The sequence below is a fragment of the Streptomyces sp. CG4 genome, from assembly GCF_041080655.1.
Taxonomy (GTDB): Bacteria; Actinomycetota; Actinomycetes; order Streptomycetales; family Streptomycetaceae; genus Streptomyces.
The window spans coordinates 5,284,741-5,300,142 of sequence record NZ_CP163525.1; the positions used below are offsets into that span (position 1 = coordinate 5,284,741).

The 15,402-nt window shown below is 70.5% G+C and carries 15 protein-coding genes and 1 pseudogene; 10 read left to right on the forward strand and 6 right to left on the reverse strand.

The features are described from left to right. Positions 1–524: 524 nt before the first annotated feature. Positions 525–680, reverse strand: coding sequence for a hypothetical protein (locus AB5L52_RS24035; RefSeq protein WP_351032594.1), 156 nt, complete (start codon positions 678–680; stop codon positions 525–527). Positions 681–863: 183 nt separating this feature from the next. Beyond that, positions 864–1,553, reverse strand: coding sequence for a phosphate signaling complex protein PhoU (gene phoU / locus AB5L52_RS24040; protein ID WP_351032591.1), 690 nt, complete (start codon positions 1,551–1,553; stop codon positions 864–866). Between the two features lie 251 nt (positions 1,554–1,804). Here phoU and AB5L52_RS24045 point away from each other — a divergent pair, with 251 nt between their 5' ends. The 3 genes and pseudogenes from AB5L52_RS24045 to AB5L52_RS24055 all read left to right on the forward strand — a co-directional run. Further along, on the forward strand, positions 1,805–3,115 hold the full coding sequence (locus AB5L52_RS24045; RefSeq protein ID WP_351032589.1) for an ATP-binding protein: 1,311 nt from the start codon (positions 1,805–1,807) through the stop codon (positions 3,113–3,115). Then, a complete protein-coding gene (locus AB5L52_RS24050; RefSeq protein ID WP_030612283.1) occupies positions 3,112–3,792 on the forward strand; it encodes a response regulator transcription factor in 681 nt (226 codons plus the stop codon). The genes AB5L52_RS24045 and AB5L52_RS24050 overlap by 4 nt, the downstream gene beginning before the upstream one ends. Before the next feature lie 86 nt (positions 3,793–3,878). Further along, positions 3,879–3,998: pseudogene (locus tag AB5L52_RS24055) on the forward strand (helix-turn-helix domain-containing protein); the annotation flags it as partial. Between the two features lie 100 nt (positions 3,999–4,098). Here the strand turns inward: AB5L52_RS24055 and AB5L52_RS24060 are convergent. Next, positions 4,099–4,788: a DUF461 domain-containing protein gene (locus AB5L52_RS24060; protein WP_351032587.1), complete on the reverse strand. Its 690-nt coding sequence runs from the start codon at positions 4,786–4,788 to the stop codon at positions 4,099–4,101. 639 nt (positions 4,789–5,427) lie between these two features. Between AB5L52_RS24060 and AB5L52_RS24065 the strand changes: the two genes are divergently transcribed. From AB5L52_RS24065 to AB5L52_RS24095, 7 genes are all read left to right on the forward strand, one after another. Beyond that, entirely contained in the window at positions 5,428–5,910 is a 483-nt protein-coding gene (locus AB5L52_RS24065) for a CarD family transcriptional regulator (RefSeq protein WP_003953493.1), read from the forward strand. A gap of 370 nt (positions 5,911–6,280) precedes the next feature. Then, a complete protein-coding gene (ispD, locus tag AB5L52_RS24070) occupies positions 6,281–7,033 on the forward strand; it encodes a 2-C-methyl-D-erythritol 4-phosphate cytidylyltransferase (RefSeq protein WP_369366104.1) in 753 nt (250 codons plus the stop codon). Further along, complete coding sequence (gene ispF, locus AB5L52_RS24075) at positions 7,023–7,523, forward strand: 2-C-methyl-D-erythritol 2,4-cyclodiphosphate synthase (RefSeq protein WP_369366106.1); 501 nt, start codon at positions 7,023–7,025, stop codon at positions 7,521–7,523. Before ispD ends, ispF begins: the two co-directional genes overlap by 11 nt. Before the next feature lie 93 nt (positions 7,524–7,616). Continuing rightward, the gene (locus AB5L52_RS24080; protein WP_351032578.1) at positions 7,617–8,021 is read left to right on the forward strand and encodes a PPOX class F420-dependent oxidoreductase; all 405 of its coding nucleotides are present in this window, start codon (positions 7,617–7,619) and stop codon (positions 8,019–8,021) included. A gap of 60 nt (positions 8,022–8,081) precedes the next feature. Continuing rightward, positions 8,082–9,479, forward strand: a complete 1,398-nt coding sequence (gene cysS, locus AB5L52_RS24085; protein ID WP_351032576.1) for a cysteine--tRNA ligase — start codon at positions 8,082–8,084, stop codon at positions 9,477–9,479. A 91-nt stretch (positions 9,480–9,570) separates the two neighbouring features. Then, positions 9,571–10,512, forward strand: coding sequence for a 23S rRNA (guanosine(2251)-2'-O)-methyltransferase RlmB (gene rlmB, locus AB5L52_RS24090; RefSeq protein WP_369366109.1), 942 nt, complete (start codon positions 9,571–9,573; stop codon positions 10,510–10,512). 153 nt (positions 10,513–10,665) lie between these two features. Further along, positions 10,666–12,336: a DoxX family protein gene (locus AB5L52_RS24095; RefSeq protein ID WP_369366111.1), complete on the forward strand. Its 1,671-nt coding sequence runs from the start codon at positions 10,666–10,668 to the stop codon at positions 12,334–12,336. Positions 12,337–12,419: 83 nt separating this feature from the next. Here AB5L52_RS24095 and AB5L52_RS24100 read toward each other — a convergent pair whose 3' ends face one another. The 3 genes from AB5L52_RS24100 to AB5L52_RS24110 form a co-directional block, all read right to left on the reverse strand. Beyond that, complete coding sequence (locus tag AB5L52_RS24100; protein ID WP_351032568.1) at positions 12,420–13,151, reverse strand: nucleotidyltransferase family protein; 732 nt, start codon at positions 13,149–13,151, stop codon at positions 12,420–12,422. A 175-nt stretch (positions 13,152–13,326) separates the two neighbouring features. Beyond that, positions 13,327–13,773: a hypothetical protein gene (locus AB5L52_RS24105; protein ID WP_351032566.1), complete on the reverse strand. Its 447-nt coding sequence runs from the start codon at positions 13,771–13,773 to the stop codon at positions 13,327–13,329. A gap of 305 nt (positions 13,774–14,078) precedes the next feature. Beyond that, complete coding sequence (locus AB5L52_RS24110; RefSeq protein WP_351032565.1) at positions 14,079–15,215, reverse strand: sn-glycerol-3-phosphate ABC transporter ATP-binding protein UgpC; 1,137 nt, start codon at positions 15,213–15,215, stop codon at positions 14,079–14,081. Between the last annotated feature and the right edge of the window lie 187 nt (positions 15,216–15,402).

Genomic DNA, 15,402 nt, shown 5'->3' on the forward strand with positions numbered 1-15,402 from the left:
CGCAGAACGCGGCTCGGTAGCCTTGGCGGCCGTAGATCAACTTCACATTGCGGATCGGTCATATCGACCACCGGTGAGAAGTCGTATTCCGAGGAGCGACAGGAGTGCGCCACCGCACGCACACAGCGACTCGGCTACGCGGCTCGGTCTGGCGGGTGCTGTCGCCCTCACCGCGTTCACGGTCATGCTGCCACCGCGGCGCGAGCGCAACGCGCGCGTCTGACAGGACGCGGGGATCCGGAAGAGCACGGGGGCCGGAGTCCGGCTCGGTGCGCGGCAGGGGACGGCGGCGCATGCGTGGGCCGCGTCCTCGGTCCGGCCGAGGGTAATCAGCGGTCCGCCACGACCAGGTCCGACGGACTTCACCGGCTGACAGTCATCACCCGCTGACGGACGTCACCGGTTTACGGACGTCACCGGCGCGCGCGACGGCATCGACCGGTCCCTTCCGCCCCCCCGCATGACAAGGGCCGGTGTGGATCGCATCTCGCGTCCACACCGGCCCTCGTGACGTCGTACCGCCCTCAGCCGCACTGGCAGGGGCCACCCGACTGGCAGCCGCAGCCGCAGCCCGAGCCGCACCCGCACGCGCCGATCAGCGGAAGGTTCCTCGTTTCGGTGGGCCGGTCGGTCTCGCGCTCCTGCGTGGGGTCGGGCGTGGTGCTGGGGGATTCGGCCATGGGTCCCTCCTAGACGCTGGGGCAGGGGTGCCCTCACCTAGTTCATGCCCGTTTCCCTGGGCGCATCAACGGCGCACGGAGGCGCTCACGCGGCCCCGCGCCCCCGACACCACTCCGGAAGCCCCCTCCGGAGCACCGAGCGCCCCGGAGGCCCGGACGCCCCGGAAGCCCCGCCCCGCGGGGTCAGGCTCCCTCGACTCCCGTCACCGGCTGGATGTCCGCCTGCAGCTCGTCCGCGTGCTCGCCCGTGACCAGGTACACGACGCGCTTGGCGACGGCCACGGCGTGGTCGGCGTACCGCTCGTAGTAGCGGCCGAGCAGGGTGACGTCCACCGCCGTCTCGATGCCGTGCTTCCAGCGCTCGTCGATCAGGTGCTGGAACAGCGTGCGGTGCAGCAGGTCCATCTCGTCGTCGTCCTGCTCCAGCTGCATCGCGAGGTCGACGTCCTTGGTGATGATCACCTCGGCCGCCTTCGCCATCAGACGCTGCGCGAGCTGACCCATCTCCAGGATCGTGGCGTGCAGGTCCTGCGGGACCGCGCGCTGGGGGAAGCGCAGCCGGGCCAGCTTCGCCACATGCTGGGCGAGGTCGCCGGAGCGCTCCAGGTCGGCGGACATACGGAGCGAGGTGACGACTATCCGCAGGTCGGTCGCCACCGGCTGCTGCCTGGCCAGCAGGGCTATCGCCCGCGCCTCCAGGTCGTGCTGGAGCTCGTCGACCTTCTTGTCCGCCTCGATCACGCTTTCGGCCAGCTTGAGGTCGGAATCCAGGATGGCGGTCGTGGCGCGCCCGATCGCCGACCCGACCAGCCGGGCCATCTCCACCAGACTGTCACCGATCGAGTCCAGTTCCTCGTGGTACGCGTCCCGCATCAGGGTTTCCTCTCCTACGTGCGTGTTCTCGGGGTTCCGGGGCTGTGACACCGAGCGGACCCAGTGGACCGGGTGCCCCGTGCAAAATCGGCGGTGCGAACCCCACGCTCCCACGCTGTGGCCCGTACGCGTCCGTTTCTGCCACCCCAAATGAACCAATACTGGCTCCCAGGTGAACTCTGGGCGACGAGTGTTCGAGGTCGCCCCCCGACGGCTGTGGTCTTGTCGTACGCCCTGCTTAACCTGGACGCATGGACGTGAACGCGGCGGTCGCCGCAGCGGCAGCGATCGCCGGGGTGCTCACCGGCGTCATCGCCATGCTGGCGTTCCGCTGGAGCGAGCGCGACCAGAAGCGACCGACCAGGACTTCCTTGCATATCGATCCCGTACTCCCGCCGGGCGTGGACACCGTGCTGTCCGTGCTCCGTTCCTCGGCCGTCGTCCTCGACGAAGCCGACGCCGTCGTCAAGGCGAGCTCCGCCGCGTACGCCCTCGGGCTGGTGCGCGGTGGCAAGCTCGCCGTGGAACCCATGCTCCTGATGGCGCGGGACACACGAAGAGACGGCGAGATACGCCAGGTCGAGCTGGACCTGCCCCGGCGCGGCACCGGACGCGGCGAGGCCCTCGCCGTCTCCGCGCGCGTGGCCCCGCTCGGCTCCCGCCTGGTCCTGCTGCTGGTCGAGGACCTGACGGAGGCCAGGAGAATCGAGGCCGTACGACGCGACTTCGTGGCCAATGTGAGCCATGAGCTGAAGACGCCCGTCGGCGCCCTCTCCCTCCTCTCCGAGGCGGTCATGGACGCCTCGGACGACCCCGAGGCCGTACAGCGCTTCGCGGGGCGTATGCAGATCGAGGCGACCCGCCTGACCAACCTGGTCCAGGAGCTGATCGACCTCTCCCGGGTGCAGAACGACGACCCGCTGGAGGACGCGGAGCCCATCCGCGTGGACGAGCTGGTCGCCGAGGCGGTCGACCGCTGCCGCCACCAGGCCGGTACGAAGCAGATCACCATGGCCTGGAACGTCCTTGCGCCCGAAGGGCCCGATCAGGGCGGTGGCGGGCGACGGGCGGGCGGCACGGCCGATCTGCACGTCTGGGGCAACCGCGGCCAGCTGGCCGCCGCCCTGGGCAACCTGGTCGAGAACGCCGTGAACTACTCCCCGGCCCGCACGCGCGTCGGCATAGCCGCCCGCCGGGTCAGCGCTCCCGGCGGCGACATGATCGAGCTGGCCGTGACGGACCAGGGCATCGGCATCTCCGACAAGGACAAGGAGCGCATCTTCGAGCGCTTCTACCGCGTCGACCCGGCCCGCTCGCGGGCAACCGGAGGCACCGGTCTGGGTCTCGCGATCGTCAAGCACGTGGTCGCCTCGCACGGCGGGGAGGTCACGGTCTGGAGCGCCGAAGGCCAGGGCTCCACCTTTACCCTCAGGCTGCCGGAGGCGGGTGCGGCCCGCGACCGCGCATCGCAGCACCCCGACCCCGACCTCGACGACGAGGCCGGCAACCCCCCTGAGTCATCCCCGTACGAACCGCTTCCCGCCCCGGAGGTCCTTCCGTGACCCGAGTGCTCGTCGTCGAGGACGAGGAGTCCTTCTCCGACGCCCTGTCGTACATGCTCCGCAAGGAGGGCTTCGAGGTCGCCGTCGCGGCCACGGGCCCCGACGGACTCGACGAGTTCGAGCGCAACGGCGCCGACCTCGTCCTCCTCGACCTGATGCTGCCGGGGCTGCCCGGCACGGAGGTGTGCCGCCAGCTGCGCGGCCGCTCCAACGTCCCCGTGATCATGGTGACGGCCAAGGACAGCGAGATCGACAAGGTCGTCGGTCTCGAAATAGGAGCCGACGACTATGTCACCAAGCCGTTCTCCTCGCGTGAGCTGGTCGCCCGTATCCGGGCCGTCCTGCGGCGCCGTGGCGAGCCGGAGGAGGTCGCTCCGGCCGCCCTGGAGGCGGGCCCGGTCCGGATGGACGTCGACCGCCACGTGGTGACGGTCGCCGGCTCCAAGGTCGACCTCCCGCTGAAGGAGTTCGACCTGCTGGAGATGCTGCTGCGCAACGCCGGCCGCGTGCTGACCCGCATGCAGCTCATCGACCGCGTCTGGGGCGCCGACTACGTGGGCGACACCAAGACGCTCGACGTCCACGTCAAGCGACTGCGTGCCAAGATCGAGCCGGATCCGGGGGCGCCGCGGTACCTGGTGACGGTGCGGGGTCTGGGGTACAAGTTCGAGCCGTGATCGAGCCGATGTCAGGGACGCCCGCTGTCCGGCCGGACGGAGTCCGGCGCAGCGCCCCGATGCCCGCGCAGCGGTGCGAGGGGTGCGTGGGGGAGGGGTCCCTCGACGTCCACGTCAAGCGCCTGCGCGCCAAGATCGAGCCGGATCCGGGGGCACCGCGGTACCTGGTGACGGTGCGGGGTCTGGGCTACAAGTTCGAGCCGTAAACCGCACGCGCCGGCCGGACGAGCCGTAGACCGCTCGTGCGCGCCGTACGAGGAAGGGCGGCACCCCGCGCTGGGGTGCCGCCCTCGCGTGTACCGCTGCTCAGTGGCCGGCGACCGACTGCGACGCGGAGTCGGTCGGGGTGGCGCCGGTGCTCGCCCGGCCGCTCGCGGAGGACGACGGGGTGGCCTTGCCGCCCTTGCCCTTGGCCGGCTTGCCGCCGGTGGACGGGGAGCCGCTCGCGCCCGGGGCGCCGGTGGGGATCGCCGGCGCGGACGGGATCGTGCTCGGGCCCCACTTGTCGAAGTAGCTGGTGGCCGGCACCACGAAGGCCTGCAGGCTCACCTCACCGGTCTTGCTGAAGGTGAAGGTGATCTTCTGGGCGTTGCCGTCCTGGACCGACTGACGGCCGCTGGGCAGTTCCGCGGAGGCGTTGTCCTTGCCGCCGAGGATCAGCGAGCCGTGCGCGGGGACGGTCAGGTTCCCGCCCTTGGCCGGGGTCAGCTTGACGGTGTCGCTGCTGCCCTGGACGGCGACGGACTGCAGGGTCTCGTCCGTGTCGCCCTGGTTGAACAGGGTCGCGGAGATCACCGCCGGACCCGTCGCCTTCAGGTCGGGCTGGGTGATGACCAGCGCGTTCTGGATCTTGATGTCGCCGACCGAGGTCGCCGCGTTGTCCGGCTTGACCCCCAGGGTCTGCGAGTCGTTGCCGGCACCACAGGCGGCGAGCGAGGCGATCGAGAAGACGATGGCGGAGGCGGCGAGGGCGCCGCGTCGAAGGCTGCTGCTCACGGCGGCGGCAACTCCTTGAACGCGCGGGCGGCTCCCCTGATAAAGCCACCCTAAGTGTCTGTCAGCGGGCTTAGGTTACCGAGCCGTTCCCGGGCCGCCGCACCCGACCCTCCCCAAGGGACCGGCTTGCCTCCGGCTGGGGGTACCGCGCTGCTTCGCCACTCCCGTCACACGTGACTCCCCGGTCACTTTGCCGGGCGCTCGTCCGCCATTCACATAACCGCCCGCAAAATTTCCGTGAAGGAATGCGTGACCGCTTCGATGACGGCTCTCGAGCGGCTCTCGATGACCGTCCCCGATATTGATCACGTGGCACCTGTCCGGCCGTCGTTGATCAATTCCGGAATCGGTCGGGATCGTCCTCGGGCCACCGAACGGAGTAGCGGAAGTCGTACGCTTGGAAGCGGACAAAACGGGACGTTCGTCCACTTGGAGGGGGCTCCGGGAGTGTGTAACGTACGCGTTTCACCCCGCCCGAAGAGCCCCTCCGACCTGCGAATTCCCGCCCCCGCAGGCCCCTCGAAGCACGTTCCAGTCGCAGTTGTCAAGCCCCGAGATATGCCCTGACCTGCGAAAACGCCATTCAGAAGACGCCGTATCCGTGTTACCCTGGATAGCCACGGAAGGGGTACCTGTCACATGACGTTCAAGGTTGGCGACACCGTGGTCTATCCCCATCACGGGGCCGCGCTGATCGAGGCCATCGAAACTCGCCAGATCAAAGGCGTGGACAAGACCTACTTGGTGCTGAAGGTCGCCCAGGGTGACCTGACGGTACGTGTGCCAGCGGACAATGCTGAGTTCGTGGGCGTGCGTGATGTGGTCGGTCAGGACGGGCTGGACCGGGTCTTCGAGGTGCTGCGCGCGCCGTATGCAGAGGAGCCCACGAACTGGTCTCGTCGTTACAAGGCAAACCTGGAGAAGCTCGCCTCCGGTGATGTCATCAAGGTCGCCGAAGTCGTGCGTGACCTGTGGCGTCGTGAGCGCGAGCGCGGCCTCTCCGCCGGTGAGAAGCGCATGCTCGCCAAGGCTCGCCAGATCCTGGTGAGCGAGCTGGCTCTCGCGGAGAACACGAACGAGGACAAGGCCGAGGCCCTGCTCGACGAGGTGCTCGCCTCCTGACGCGCCACGGCAGCGAACCTTCGCTCCCGCCACGCTCAGCGCGTTCAGCACAGTGAAATGCCGCGGTGCCCGATGACACTGACCCTGTCGCCGGGCGCTGCGGCATGTTCGTCCCCGGAAACCGCAAGGCTTCAGCGCAGCACTTCACGCTTCGGCACAGCACCTCGCACTGCAGCACGGCTTCGGCAGCCGGAAACACGGGCGCCGAAACGCCCGCCGTACACCTCAGGGAAAGCCCCCGGATACTTGATGTGCCGGGCCCGGGCAGATGGCTCGACCAGGGTCACGGAAAGGGTCCGGTCAAAGCCGCGCCCGGCACTCCTCCAGGCCATACCCACCTGGGTCGAGCACACAAACCTGACAGGAACCGATGTCTGACGAATCGCGCCCTTCGCCCGCGCAGACCAACGTCGCCGCCGTGATTCCCGCCGCCGGCCGGGGCGTACGCCTCGGCCCGGGCGCCCCCAAGGCGCTCCGCGCGCTGAACGGCACGCCCATGCTCATCCACGCGGTCCGCGCGCTCGCCGCGTCCCGCCATGTCTCCCTGGTGATCGTCGTCGCCCCGTCCGACGGCGCCGCCGAGGTCAAGTCCCTGCTCGACGCGCACGCCCTGCCCGAGCGCACCGACTTCCTGGTCGTGCCCGGCGGGGACACCCGGCAGGAGTCGGTCAAGCTCGGCCTGGACGCCCTGCCCCCCGAGTACGGCGTCGTCCTCGTCCATGACGCGGCCCGCCCGCTCGTCCCGGTCGACACGGTCGACGCGGTCATCGAGGCCGTGCGCGCGGGCGCGTCCGCCGTGGTCCCCGCGCTCCCGCTCGCCGACACCGTCAAGGAGGTCGAGCCCGCCGCCGAGGCCGGCGACCCCGAACCGGTCGTCGCCACCCCGGAGCGCGCCCGGCTGCGCGCCGTCCAGACGCCCCAGGGCTTCGACCGGGCCACCCTGGTCCGCGCCCACGAGACCGTCACCGACAACGTCACGGACGACGCGAGCATGGTCGAGCAGCTGGGGCTCACGGTCGTCGCCGTCCCCGGCCACGAGGAGGCCTTCAAGGTCACCCGCCCCCTCGACCTGGTCCTCGCCGAGGCGGTCCTCGCCCGCAGGAGGCTGAACGATGGCTTCTGAGCAGCCCCTGATGCTGCCGCAGGTCGGCATCGGCACCGACATCCACGCCTTCGAGGAGGGCCGCGAGCTGTGGTGCGCGGGCCTGAAGTGGGAGGGCGAGGGGCCGGGCCTGGCCGGACACTCCGACGCCGACGTCGTCGCCCACGCGGCCTGCAACGCGCTCTTCTCCGCCGCCGGCCTCGGTGACCTGGGACAGCACTTCGGCACCGGGCGCCCCGAGTGGTCCGGCGCCGCCGGGGTGGTCCTGCTCACGGAGGCCGCCCGGATCGTCCGCGAGGCGGGCTTCGCCATCGGCAACATCGCCGTCCAGGTCGTCGGCCCCCGTCCGAAGATCGGCAAGCGCCGCGACGAGGCTCAGAAGATCCTCTCCGAGGCGGCCGGCGCCCCCGTCTCCGTCTCCGGCGCCACCACGGACGGCCTCGGCTTCCCGGGCCGCGAGGAGGGACTGATGGCGGTCGCCACGGCACTGGTGGTGCGGACGGCGGGCTGACGGTGACTCCGCGCCTTCCTGGTGCGGGTCCGCCCGGAGCGTGCGAGGGTACCCACACGACCGCCAGTGACCCCTGGACTCCGGAGGGTACCCATGTCCGCCGCCCTGTCCGACCGGCTCAAGTCCCTGCTCGACGGCAAGGTGTTCATCGTCGTCGGCACCCTCCAGCCCGACGGCAGCCCCCAGCTGTCGCCCGTCTGGGTGAAGCGGGACGGCGACGACGTCCTCTTCTCCACCACCGTGGACCGCCGCAAGTACCTGAACCTGGACCGCGACCCCCGGGTCACGGTCGTCGTCATGGACCCCGACCAGCCCTACGCGTACGCCGAGATCCGCGGCACCGCCGAGACGACGACCGAGGGCGGTCTTCAACTCATCGACGAACTGAGCGAGAAGTACACCGGCAGGAAATACGCCGACTTCAACCCCGCGTCGGCACAGGACGCCCAGCGGGTGGTCGTACGGATCCGGCCCCGGAAGGTCGTCGGGCGGCTCTGAGGGGCCCGGTTTACGGGGAAGGGGCGTGAGGCACCCTCTCGCGCCCACTACCCTGGAGTGGTGACCATTCGCCTGTACGACACCAGCGCCCGGCAGATCCGTGACTTCACCCCGCTCAAGCCGGGTTGTGTCTCGATCTACCTCTGTGGCGCCACCGTGCAGGCGGCACCGCACATCGGCCACATCCGCTCGGGCCTCAACTTCGACATCATGCGCCGCTGGTTCGCGTACCGCGGCTATGAGGTGACGTTCATCAGGAACGTCACCGACATCGACGACAAGATCATCGCCAAGGCCCGTGAGCAGGGCCGGCCCTGGTGGTCGATCGGGTACGAGAACGAGCGCGCCTTCAACGAGGGCTACACCGCCCTCGGGTGCCTGCCGCCGACGTACGAGCCGCGCGCGACCGGCCACATCACCGAGATGGTCGAGATGATGCAGCGCCTCATCGAGCGCGGGCACGCCTACGCGGCCGACGGCAACGTCTACTTCGACGTCCGGTCCTTCCCGCAGTATCTGGAGCTGTCCCGCCAGGAGCTGGACAACCTGCTGCAGCCGTCCGGCGAGGGCGAGACCGGCAAGCGGGACCCGCGCGACTTCGCCATGTGGAAGTCCGCCAAGCCCGGCGAGCCGACCTGGCCGACGCCGTGGGGCCCCGGCCGCCCCGGCTGGCACCTGGAGTGCTCGGCGATGGCGCACAAGTACCTGGGCTCCGCCTTCGACATCCACGGCGGCGGCCTGGACCTGATCTTCCCGCACCACGAGAACGAGATCGCCCAGGCCAAGGCCTACGGCGACGAGTTCGCCCGCTACTGGGTGCACAACGCCTGGGTGACCATGGCCGGCGACAAGATGTCCAAGTCGCTCGGCAACAGCGTCCTCGTGTCCGAGATGGTCAAGCAGTGGCGGCCCGTCGTCCTGCGGTACTACCTGGGCACCCCGCACTACCGCTCGATGATCGAGTACAGCGAGGAGGCGCTGCGCGAGGCCGAGTCGGCGTTCGCGCGGATCGAGGGCTTCGTGCAGCGGGTCACCGAGCTGGCCGGGAAGACCGTCGACCCGGCCGCCGAGGTCCCGCCCGCCTTCGCCGAGGCGATGGACGACGACCTGGGTGTCCCGCAGGCCCTCGCCGTCGTGCACACCACGGTCCGGCAGGGCAACAGCGCGCTGGCCGCCGACGACAAGGAGGCCGCCGTGGCCCGCCTCGCCGAGGTGCGGGCGATGCTCGGCGTCCTCGGCCTCGACCCGCTCGACGAGCGGTGGACGGGGGAGTCCGGCCAGGGTGAAGACCTGCACGGCGTGGTCGACAGCCTCGTCCGTCTGGTGTTGGACCAGCGCGAGTCGGCCCGCGCCCGCAAGGACTGGGCGACGGCCGACGCCATCCGCGACCAGCTCGCCCAGACCGGCCTCGCCATCGAGGACAGCCCGCAGGGCCCGCGCTGGAGCCTCAAGGCCTAGCCCCGCACCTGAAGATCGACTGTGCCGCCCGGCTCCCCGGGCGGCACACTGCATAAGACGTACGTACGAAGCTCACGGAGACAGGTAACTCATGGCCGCGAACAACCGCCGCATGTCCGGCAAGAAGGGCGCGCAGGTCGGCAGCGGCGGCAAGCGGCGCCGGGGCCTGGAGGGCAAGGGCCCGACCCCGCCCGCCGAGATGCGCAAGGGCCACGCCAAGCAGCGTGCCGCCGCGGCGAAGACCCGCCGCGCCCAGGTCCGCCCGCAGCAGCGCCGGGGTGCCGGCAGGTCCGCCTCCGAGATGGTCGTCGGCCGCAACCCCGTGGTCGAGGCGCTCCGCGAGGGCGTGCCCGCCTCCACCCTCTACGTCCAGCAGTTCATCGACAACGACGAGCGCGTCCGCGAGGCCCTCCAGCTTGCCGCCGAACGCGGTGGCATCAACCTGATGGAGGCCCCGCGCCCCGAGCTGGACCGCATGACGAACGGCCTCAACCACCAGGGCCTGGTCCTGCAGGTCCCGCCGTACGAGTACGCGCACCCCGAGGACCTCACCGACGCGGCCTACGACGAGGGTGCCGACCCGCTGGTCGTCGCGCTGGACGGGGTCACCGACCCGCGCAACCTCGGCGCCGTCGTCCGCTCCGTCTCCGCCTTCGGCGGCCACGGCGTGCTCGTGCCCGAGCGCCGCTCGGCCGGCATGACCGCCGGCGCCTGGAAGACCTCCGCCGGTACGGCGGCCCGCACCCCGGTCGCCCGCGCCACCAACCTCACCCGCGCCCTGGAGGCGTACAAGAAGGCCGGCCTCACGGTCGTCGGCCTCGCCGCCGACGGCGAGACCGAGCTCGGCGACCTGGAAGCCCTTGAGGGGCCGGTCATCATCGTGGTCGGCAGCGAGGGCAAGGGCCTGTCCCGCCTGGTCGGCGAGACCTGCGACGTCCGCGTCCGCATCGCGATGCCGGGTGGCGCGGAGTCGCTGAACGCGGGTGTGGCGGCGGGGATCGTCTTGTATGAGGCGGCGCGTCGGCGCGGCTGACATCGGCACTCCGAACGGGATTGAACACCCGTCCGGAACTTCACCCTTACGGGGTAATTCTGGCGCCCATGTGGCGTTCGAGGCTGCTTTGACGGGGTCCGGACACATCCGCCCCGGTCAAAGCAGTGTCCTAACTCCTCGTCACTCGGTTAGATGAGTGTGGACACCAGAACACCCCGCACACCCACGGGGGACCGCTCGTCGGGATTCCAGTCCGGGTCCGACGACGCTCCCGCGCTGAGCATGGTGAAGGTGCCGAGCGATCCGGCGCAGGTCATCGTCAACCACCCCAGCTTCCGCGTGCAGCTGGGCCCGTCGGCGAAACGCACCCAATCCCAGCGGATCGCCCGGCATCTGAGTGCCGCCCAGGACCGCGCCCGGATGCCCGTCGTGGGCACGGCCGGCCGGTCGGGCGCCGCCGCCCGCCGCCGCCCCGTCGTGTGGAGCGGCAAGTCCGCCCCCGACGACACCGGCGCCCACCGCCTCCTCCAGGCCGTGCGGGGCAGCAGCGTCCGCCACGCCGACGAGCCCGAGCCCGGCGCCACCCGGGTCATCCCGCGCGTCGAAACCGGCTACGGCGACGGCTACGACCAACTCGACCAGACGGTCGAGACCCCGGTCGTGGGCCACCAGCGCACCGCCCCCCACGACTCCGGCACCCGCCTGCTGCCTCCCATGCGCACCGACGCCGGCGCCTACGACGACCCCCCCTACCCCGACACCGGCTTCGAGTCGTACGACGACTACGACGACGACTACGACGAGTACGACGACCCCTCCGACCCCGACGCCCCGCGCCCCGCCCGCCGCCACGGCGACGACCCGGCCCGGCACGCCTACTACCCCGGCCGCCGGATGAACCTCGGCGTCGTCCTCCTCCCCCTCCGCATCTTCCTCGGCTTCATCACCATCTACGCCGGCATGGGCAAGCTGTGCGACCCCGTCTACTTCGACGGCGGCAAGCGCGGCTCGATGGTCAAGTGGCTCAACACCCTGCACCCGTGGGACGTCGCCGAACCGCTGCGCCAGTTCGCCCTCCACCACCCCGTCGGCTCCGGCCTCGTCATCGCCTTCCTTCAGGTGGTCGTCGGCGTCCTCACCATCCTGGGCTGCTGGCAGCGCGTGGCCGCGGTCCTCGGCGCCCTGCTCTCCGCCGCCCTGATCGTCACCGTCAGCTGGAAGACGGTCCCCGCCTACGACGCCCCCGACATCATCTACCTCGCCGCCTGGTCCCCGCTGATCATCGCCGGCGCCCCCGTCTACTCCGTGGACGGCCGCCTCGCCGCCAGTGCCTGGCGCCGTCTCGGTCCCCGTGCCGACATCTGGGACCTGCGCCGCTACGTCCTGCGCCGCGGCGCCCTGATCACCCTCGTCACGGTCGGCCTCACCCTGCTCGTCGGCTCCCTGTTCGGCGGCGCCGTACGCGACTCCAGCCGCGTCGTCGTCCCCGGCCCCGGCGAGGCCCCCCGCAACGACCAGCCCGGCTCCCCGCTTCCTCAGGGACCCGGCCATCGGCACAGCCAGAGCCCGTCCTCCTCCGGTGTGCCCACCCGCGGCGCCACCGCCGGCGCTCGCCCGTCCGGTGCGGCGGCGACCCCGGGAGCCACCCGCTCCGCCGGCGGTACGACCACCACCCCCAGCCAGACCCAGGGCACCACCGGCCAGATCCCGCCCCGCCAGTCCTCCCCGACGGGCGGCGCCCCGAGCACGTCGGCCGGCCCGACGAGCAGCGGCGGCACCTCGACCGGCAGCGGCTCGTCGACGAGCGGCGGCGGTTCGTCCTCCTCCGGCCAACCGGGCCTGGTGGGCGGCCTGCTGGGCTGACGGAACGCGACACGAGAGGGCCCCGTACCGATGGCGGTACGGGGCCTTTTCGCGCCCGAAAGGGACGGCTACCGCTCGGACGGCTACCGTCCCAAGGCCGCCAACTCCTTCGCCGCCTCGGTCAGATCCTTCGCCGTGTCGATGGCCCGCCAGTACGCCCCCTGCGGAATCGGGAACCCGAACAGCTTCCGCTCCCGGGCCAGCCCGGGAAACGTCGTCCGCTCATGATCCCCCCGCTCCGGCAGCAGCGAGGCGAAGCCCGGCGAGAAGACGTAGACACCCGCGTTGATCTCGAACGTCGACGGCGGGGCCTCGATGAAGTCGGTGATGTGCCCGAACCCGTCCGTCTCCACCGCGCCCCAGGGGATACGCGGCCGGGCCAGCGCCAACGTGGCCGTGGCATCCCGCTCGGTGTGGAAGTCGGCCATGTCGCGCAGCGAGAACCGGGTCCAGATGTCGCCGTTGGTGGCGTACCAGGGCTGATCCGGGCGCGGAAGATGCGCGGCGGCGTACTTGAGGCCACCGCCCCGGCCGAGCGGCTCGGTCTCCACGACGGTGCTGACCGACACGGGCAGATCGGCGGAGTCCAGCCACTTCTGCAGGACTTCCGCGAGATGGCCGCAGGAGACCACCACGTCGGTCACGCCTTCCTCGGCGAGCCAGGTCAGCTGATGGCCGATGATCGGAGTGCCCGTACCGGGGATCTCGACCATCGGCTTGGGCCGGTCGTCGGTGTAAGGACGCAGCCGGGAGCCCTGGCCACCGGCCAGGACCACGGCTTGAGTGGGGCGCGACGCGGCGTTGGGAAGGGTCATGACCGCACTGTACGTGGCGCCCCACTCGGACCGGCCCACAGCGGCACGCTTCCTGAGGAGCCGTTACACGGAGCCGTTGGAAGCGGCCGCCGGAAGGAGGAGGGGTCGGAGGAGGGGTCGGAAGGAGGAGGGGCCGCCGGCGGGAGCCGCCGCCTCCGGGACTCCGGGGCGAACGTCAGCTGTGTGCGGCGAGCACGCCGGAGGCGAACGACGTGTCGCACACCGGGCGGGCGTAGGACTGGGCGCGCGAGGCGCCGTACATGCGCACCGCGGCCTGGCCGAGGGCGCGGGCGATGGAGGCGCAGTGCTGGGCCAGCGAGGGGTGTCCGTTGACCGCCTGCTGGAGGTGGGTGAGGACGACGCCCGGGTTCTTCTCCTGGAGCTCGCCCATCAGCTGGTCGCGGAGCTCCTCCTGTGGGGCGCGGGCGACCTTCTTGGCGGAGACGTCCGAGGCGGTCAGCAGCGAGCTGGAGGGGCTTCCCGTCCAGTTGACCCGGGTGACCGCGAGGGTCCCGGAGAGCACCAGGACGACGGGCAGGACGAGGGCGAGAGTGCGGCCGATCCGGCGGGCAGGGCCGCCCCGGTGGCCGCGTCGTGTCTGCGGGATGGTGGAGTGCTTCACGCGTGTGAGGGTAGCGCGGGGTAATGATTTGGCGACATTTAGTCACCCTTTCGGGGGATGAAAAGGCTCTTCTTTCTGGGTAAAGGGTTGACGGGCTGTGCCCGAAATGATCGCTGTGCCGGGTTATATCCGGGCAGAGATGGCACACAAAAGGGGCCCCACGGCACTCCGTGGGGCCCCTTTCGTCAACTTCGGCGCAAACGCGCTGCTCAGTCGGAGGAATCAGCCGAAAGGGCGAGCCGAAGGGACCGGATCAAGGGACCGGATCAAGGGACAGGCTCCAGGGACCGGCTCCAGGGACCGGATCAGTCGGAGAGGCGCTCACCCGTGGACGTCGAGAACACGTGGGTCTCGCCCGGCCGCGGCACCACGTGCAGCGTGGCGCCCTTCTCCGGCACCTGACGGCCGTTGACCCGGACGACCAGGTCCTTGACCTCGCCACCGACCTCGGCGGTGCCGTAGACGTAGCCGTCGGCGCCCAGCTCCTCGACCACGTTCACGGAGACGGCCAGACCGGCCGGGGCGTCCGCGCTGTCCTTGGACAGCGACGCGCCGGCACCGCCGCCCAGCTCGACCACGTCGAAGTGCTCGGGCCGGACGCCGACGGTCACCGTGCGGTCGCCCTTGTCGGAGGCGGCCTTCAGGGCCTCGCGGTTGACCGGGACGACGCTGTTGCCGAACTTCACCCCGCCGTCGGTGATCGGCACCTCGACCAGGTTCATGGCCGGGGAGCCGATGAAACCGGCGACGAAGAGGTTCGCGGGCCTGTCGTACATGCTCCGCGGCGAGTCGACCTGCTGCAGCACACCGTCCTTGAGTACGGCGACCCGGTCGCCCATCGTCATGGCCTCGACCTGGTCGTGGGTGACGTAGACGGTGGTGATGCCGAGACGGCGCTGCAGCGACGCGATCTGCGTACGCGTGCTGACCCGGAGCTTGGCGTCCAGGTTCGACAGCGGCTCGTCCATGAGGAAGACCTGCGGCTCCCGGACGATGGCACGGCCCATCGCGACACGCTGGCGCTGACCACCGGACAGCGCCTTCGGCTTCCGGTCCAGGTACTCGGTCAGGTCGAGGATCTTCGCGGCCTCCTCGACCTTCTGCCGGATCTCCGCCTTGTTGACACCGGCGATCTTGAGCGCGAAGCCCATGTTGTCGGCGACCGTCATGTGCGGGTACAGCGCGTAGTTCTGGAACACCATGGCGATGTCCCGGTCCTTCGGCGGCAGGTGCGTGACGTCGCGGTCACCGATCCGGATGGCGCCGCCATTGACGTCCTCCAGTCCCGCGAGCATCCGCAGCGACGTGGACTTTCCGCAGCCCGACGGGCCGACCAGGACGAGGAATTCGCCGTCCTCGATCGCGATGTCGAGCGAGTCGACGGCGGGCTTCGTGGAACCCGGGTAGATCCGGGTCGCCTTGTCGAACGTGACAGTGGCCATGGTGATGGGCCCCCTTCTACCGGCAGGAACGTGCCGGACGATCCGTTGTAGGAAGGTGGTGGTGTAGTCCACGCGGGTGAACTGGCTCACGACGGTACCTGCCGTTCACTCGCTCTGTCAGCACCAAGACGACTGTGAACTTCGCGGAAATTTTCGACAGGGGCAGCCCCAGACCTGGGTACACTGC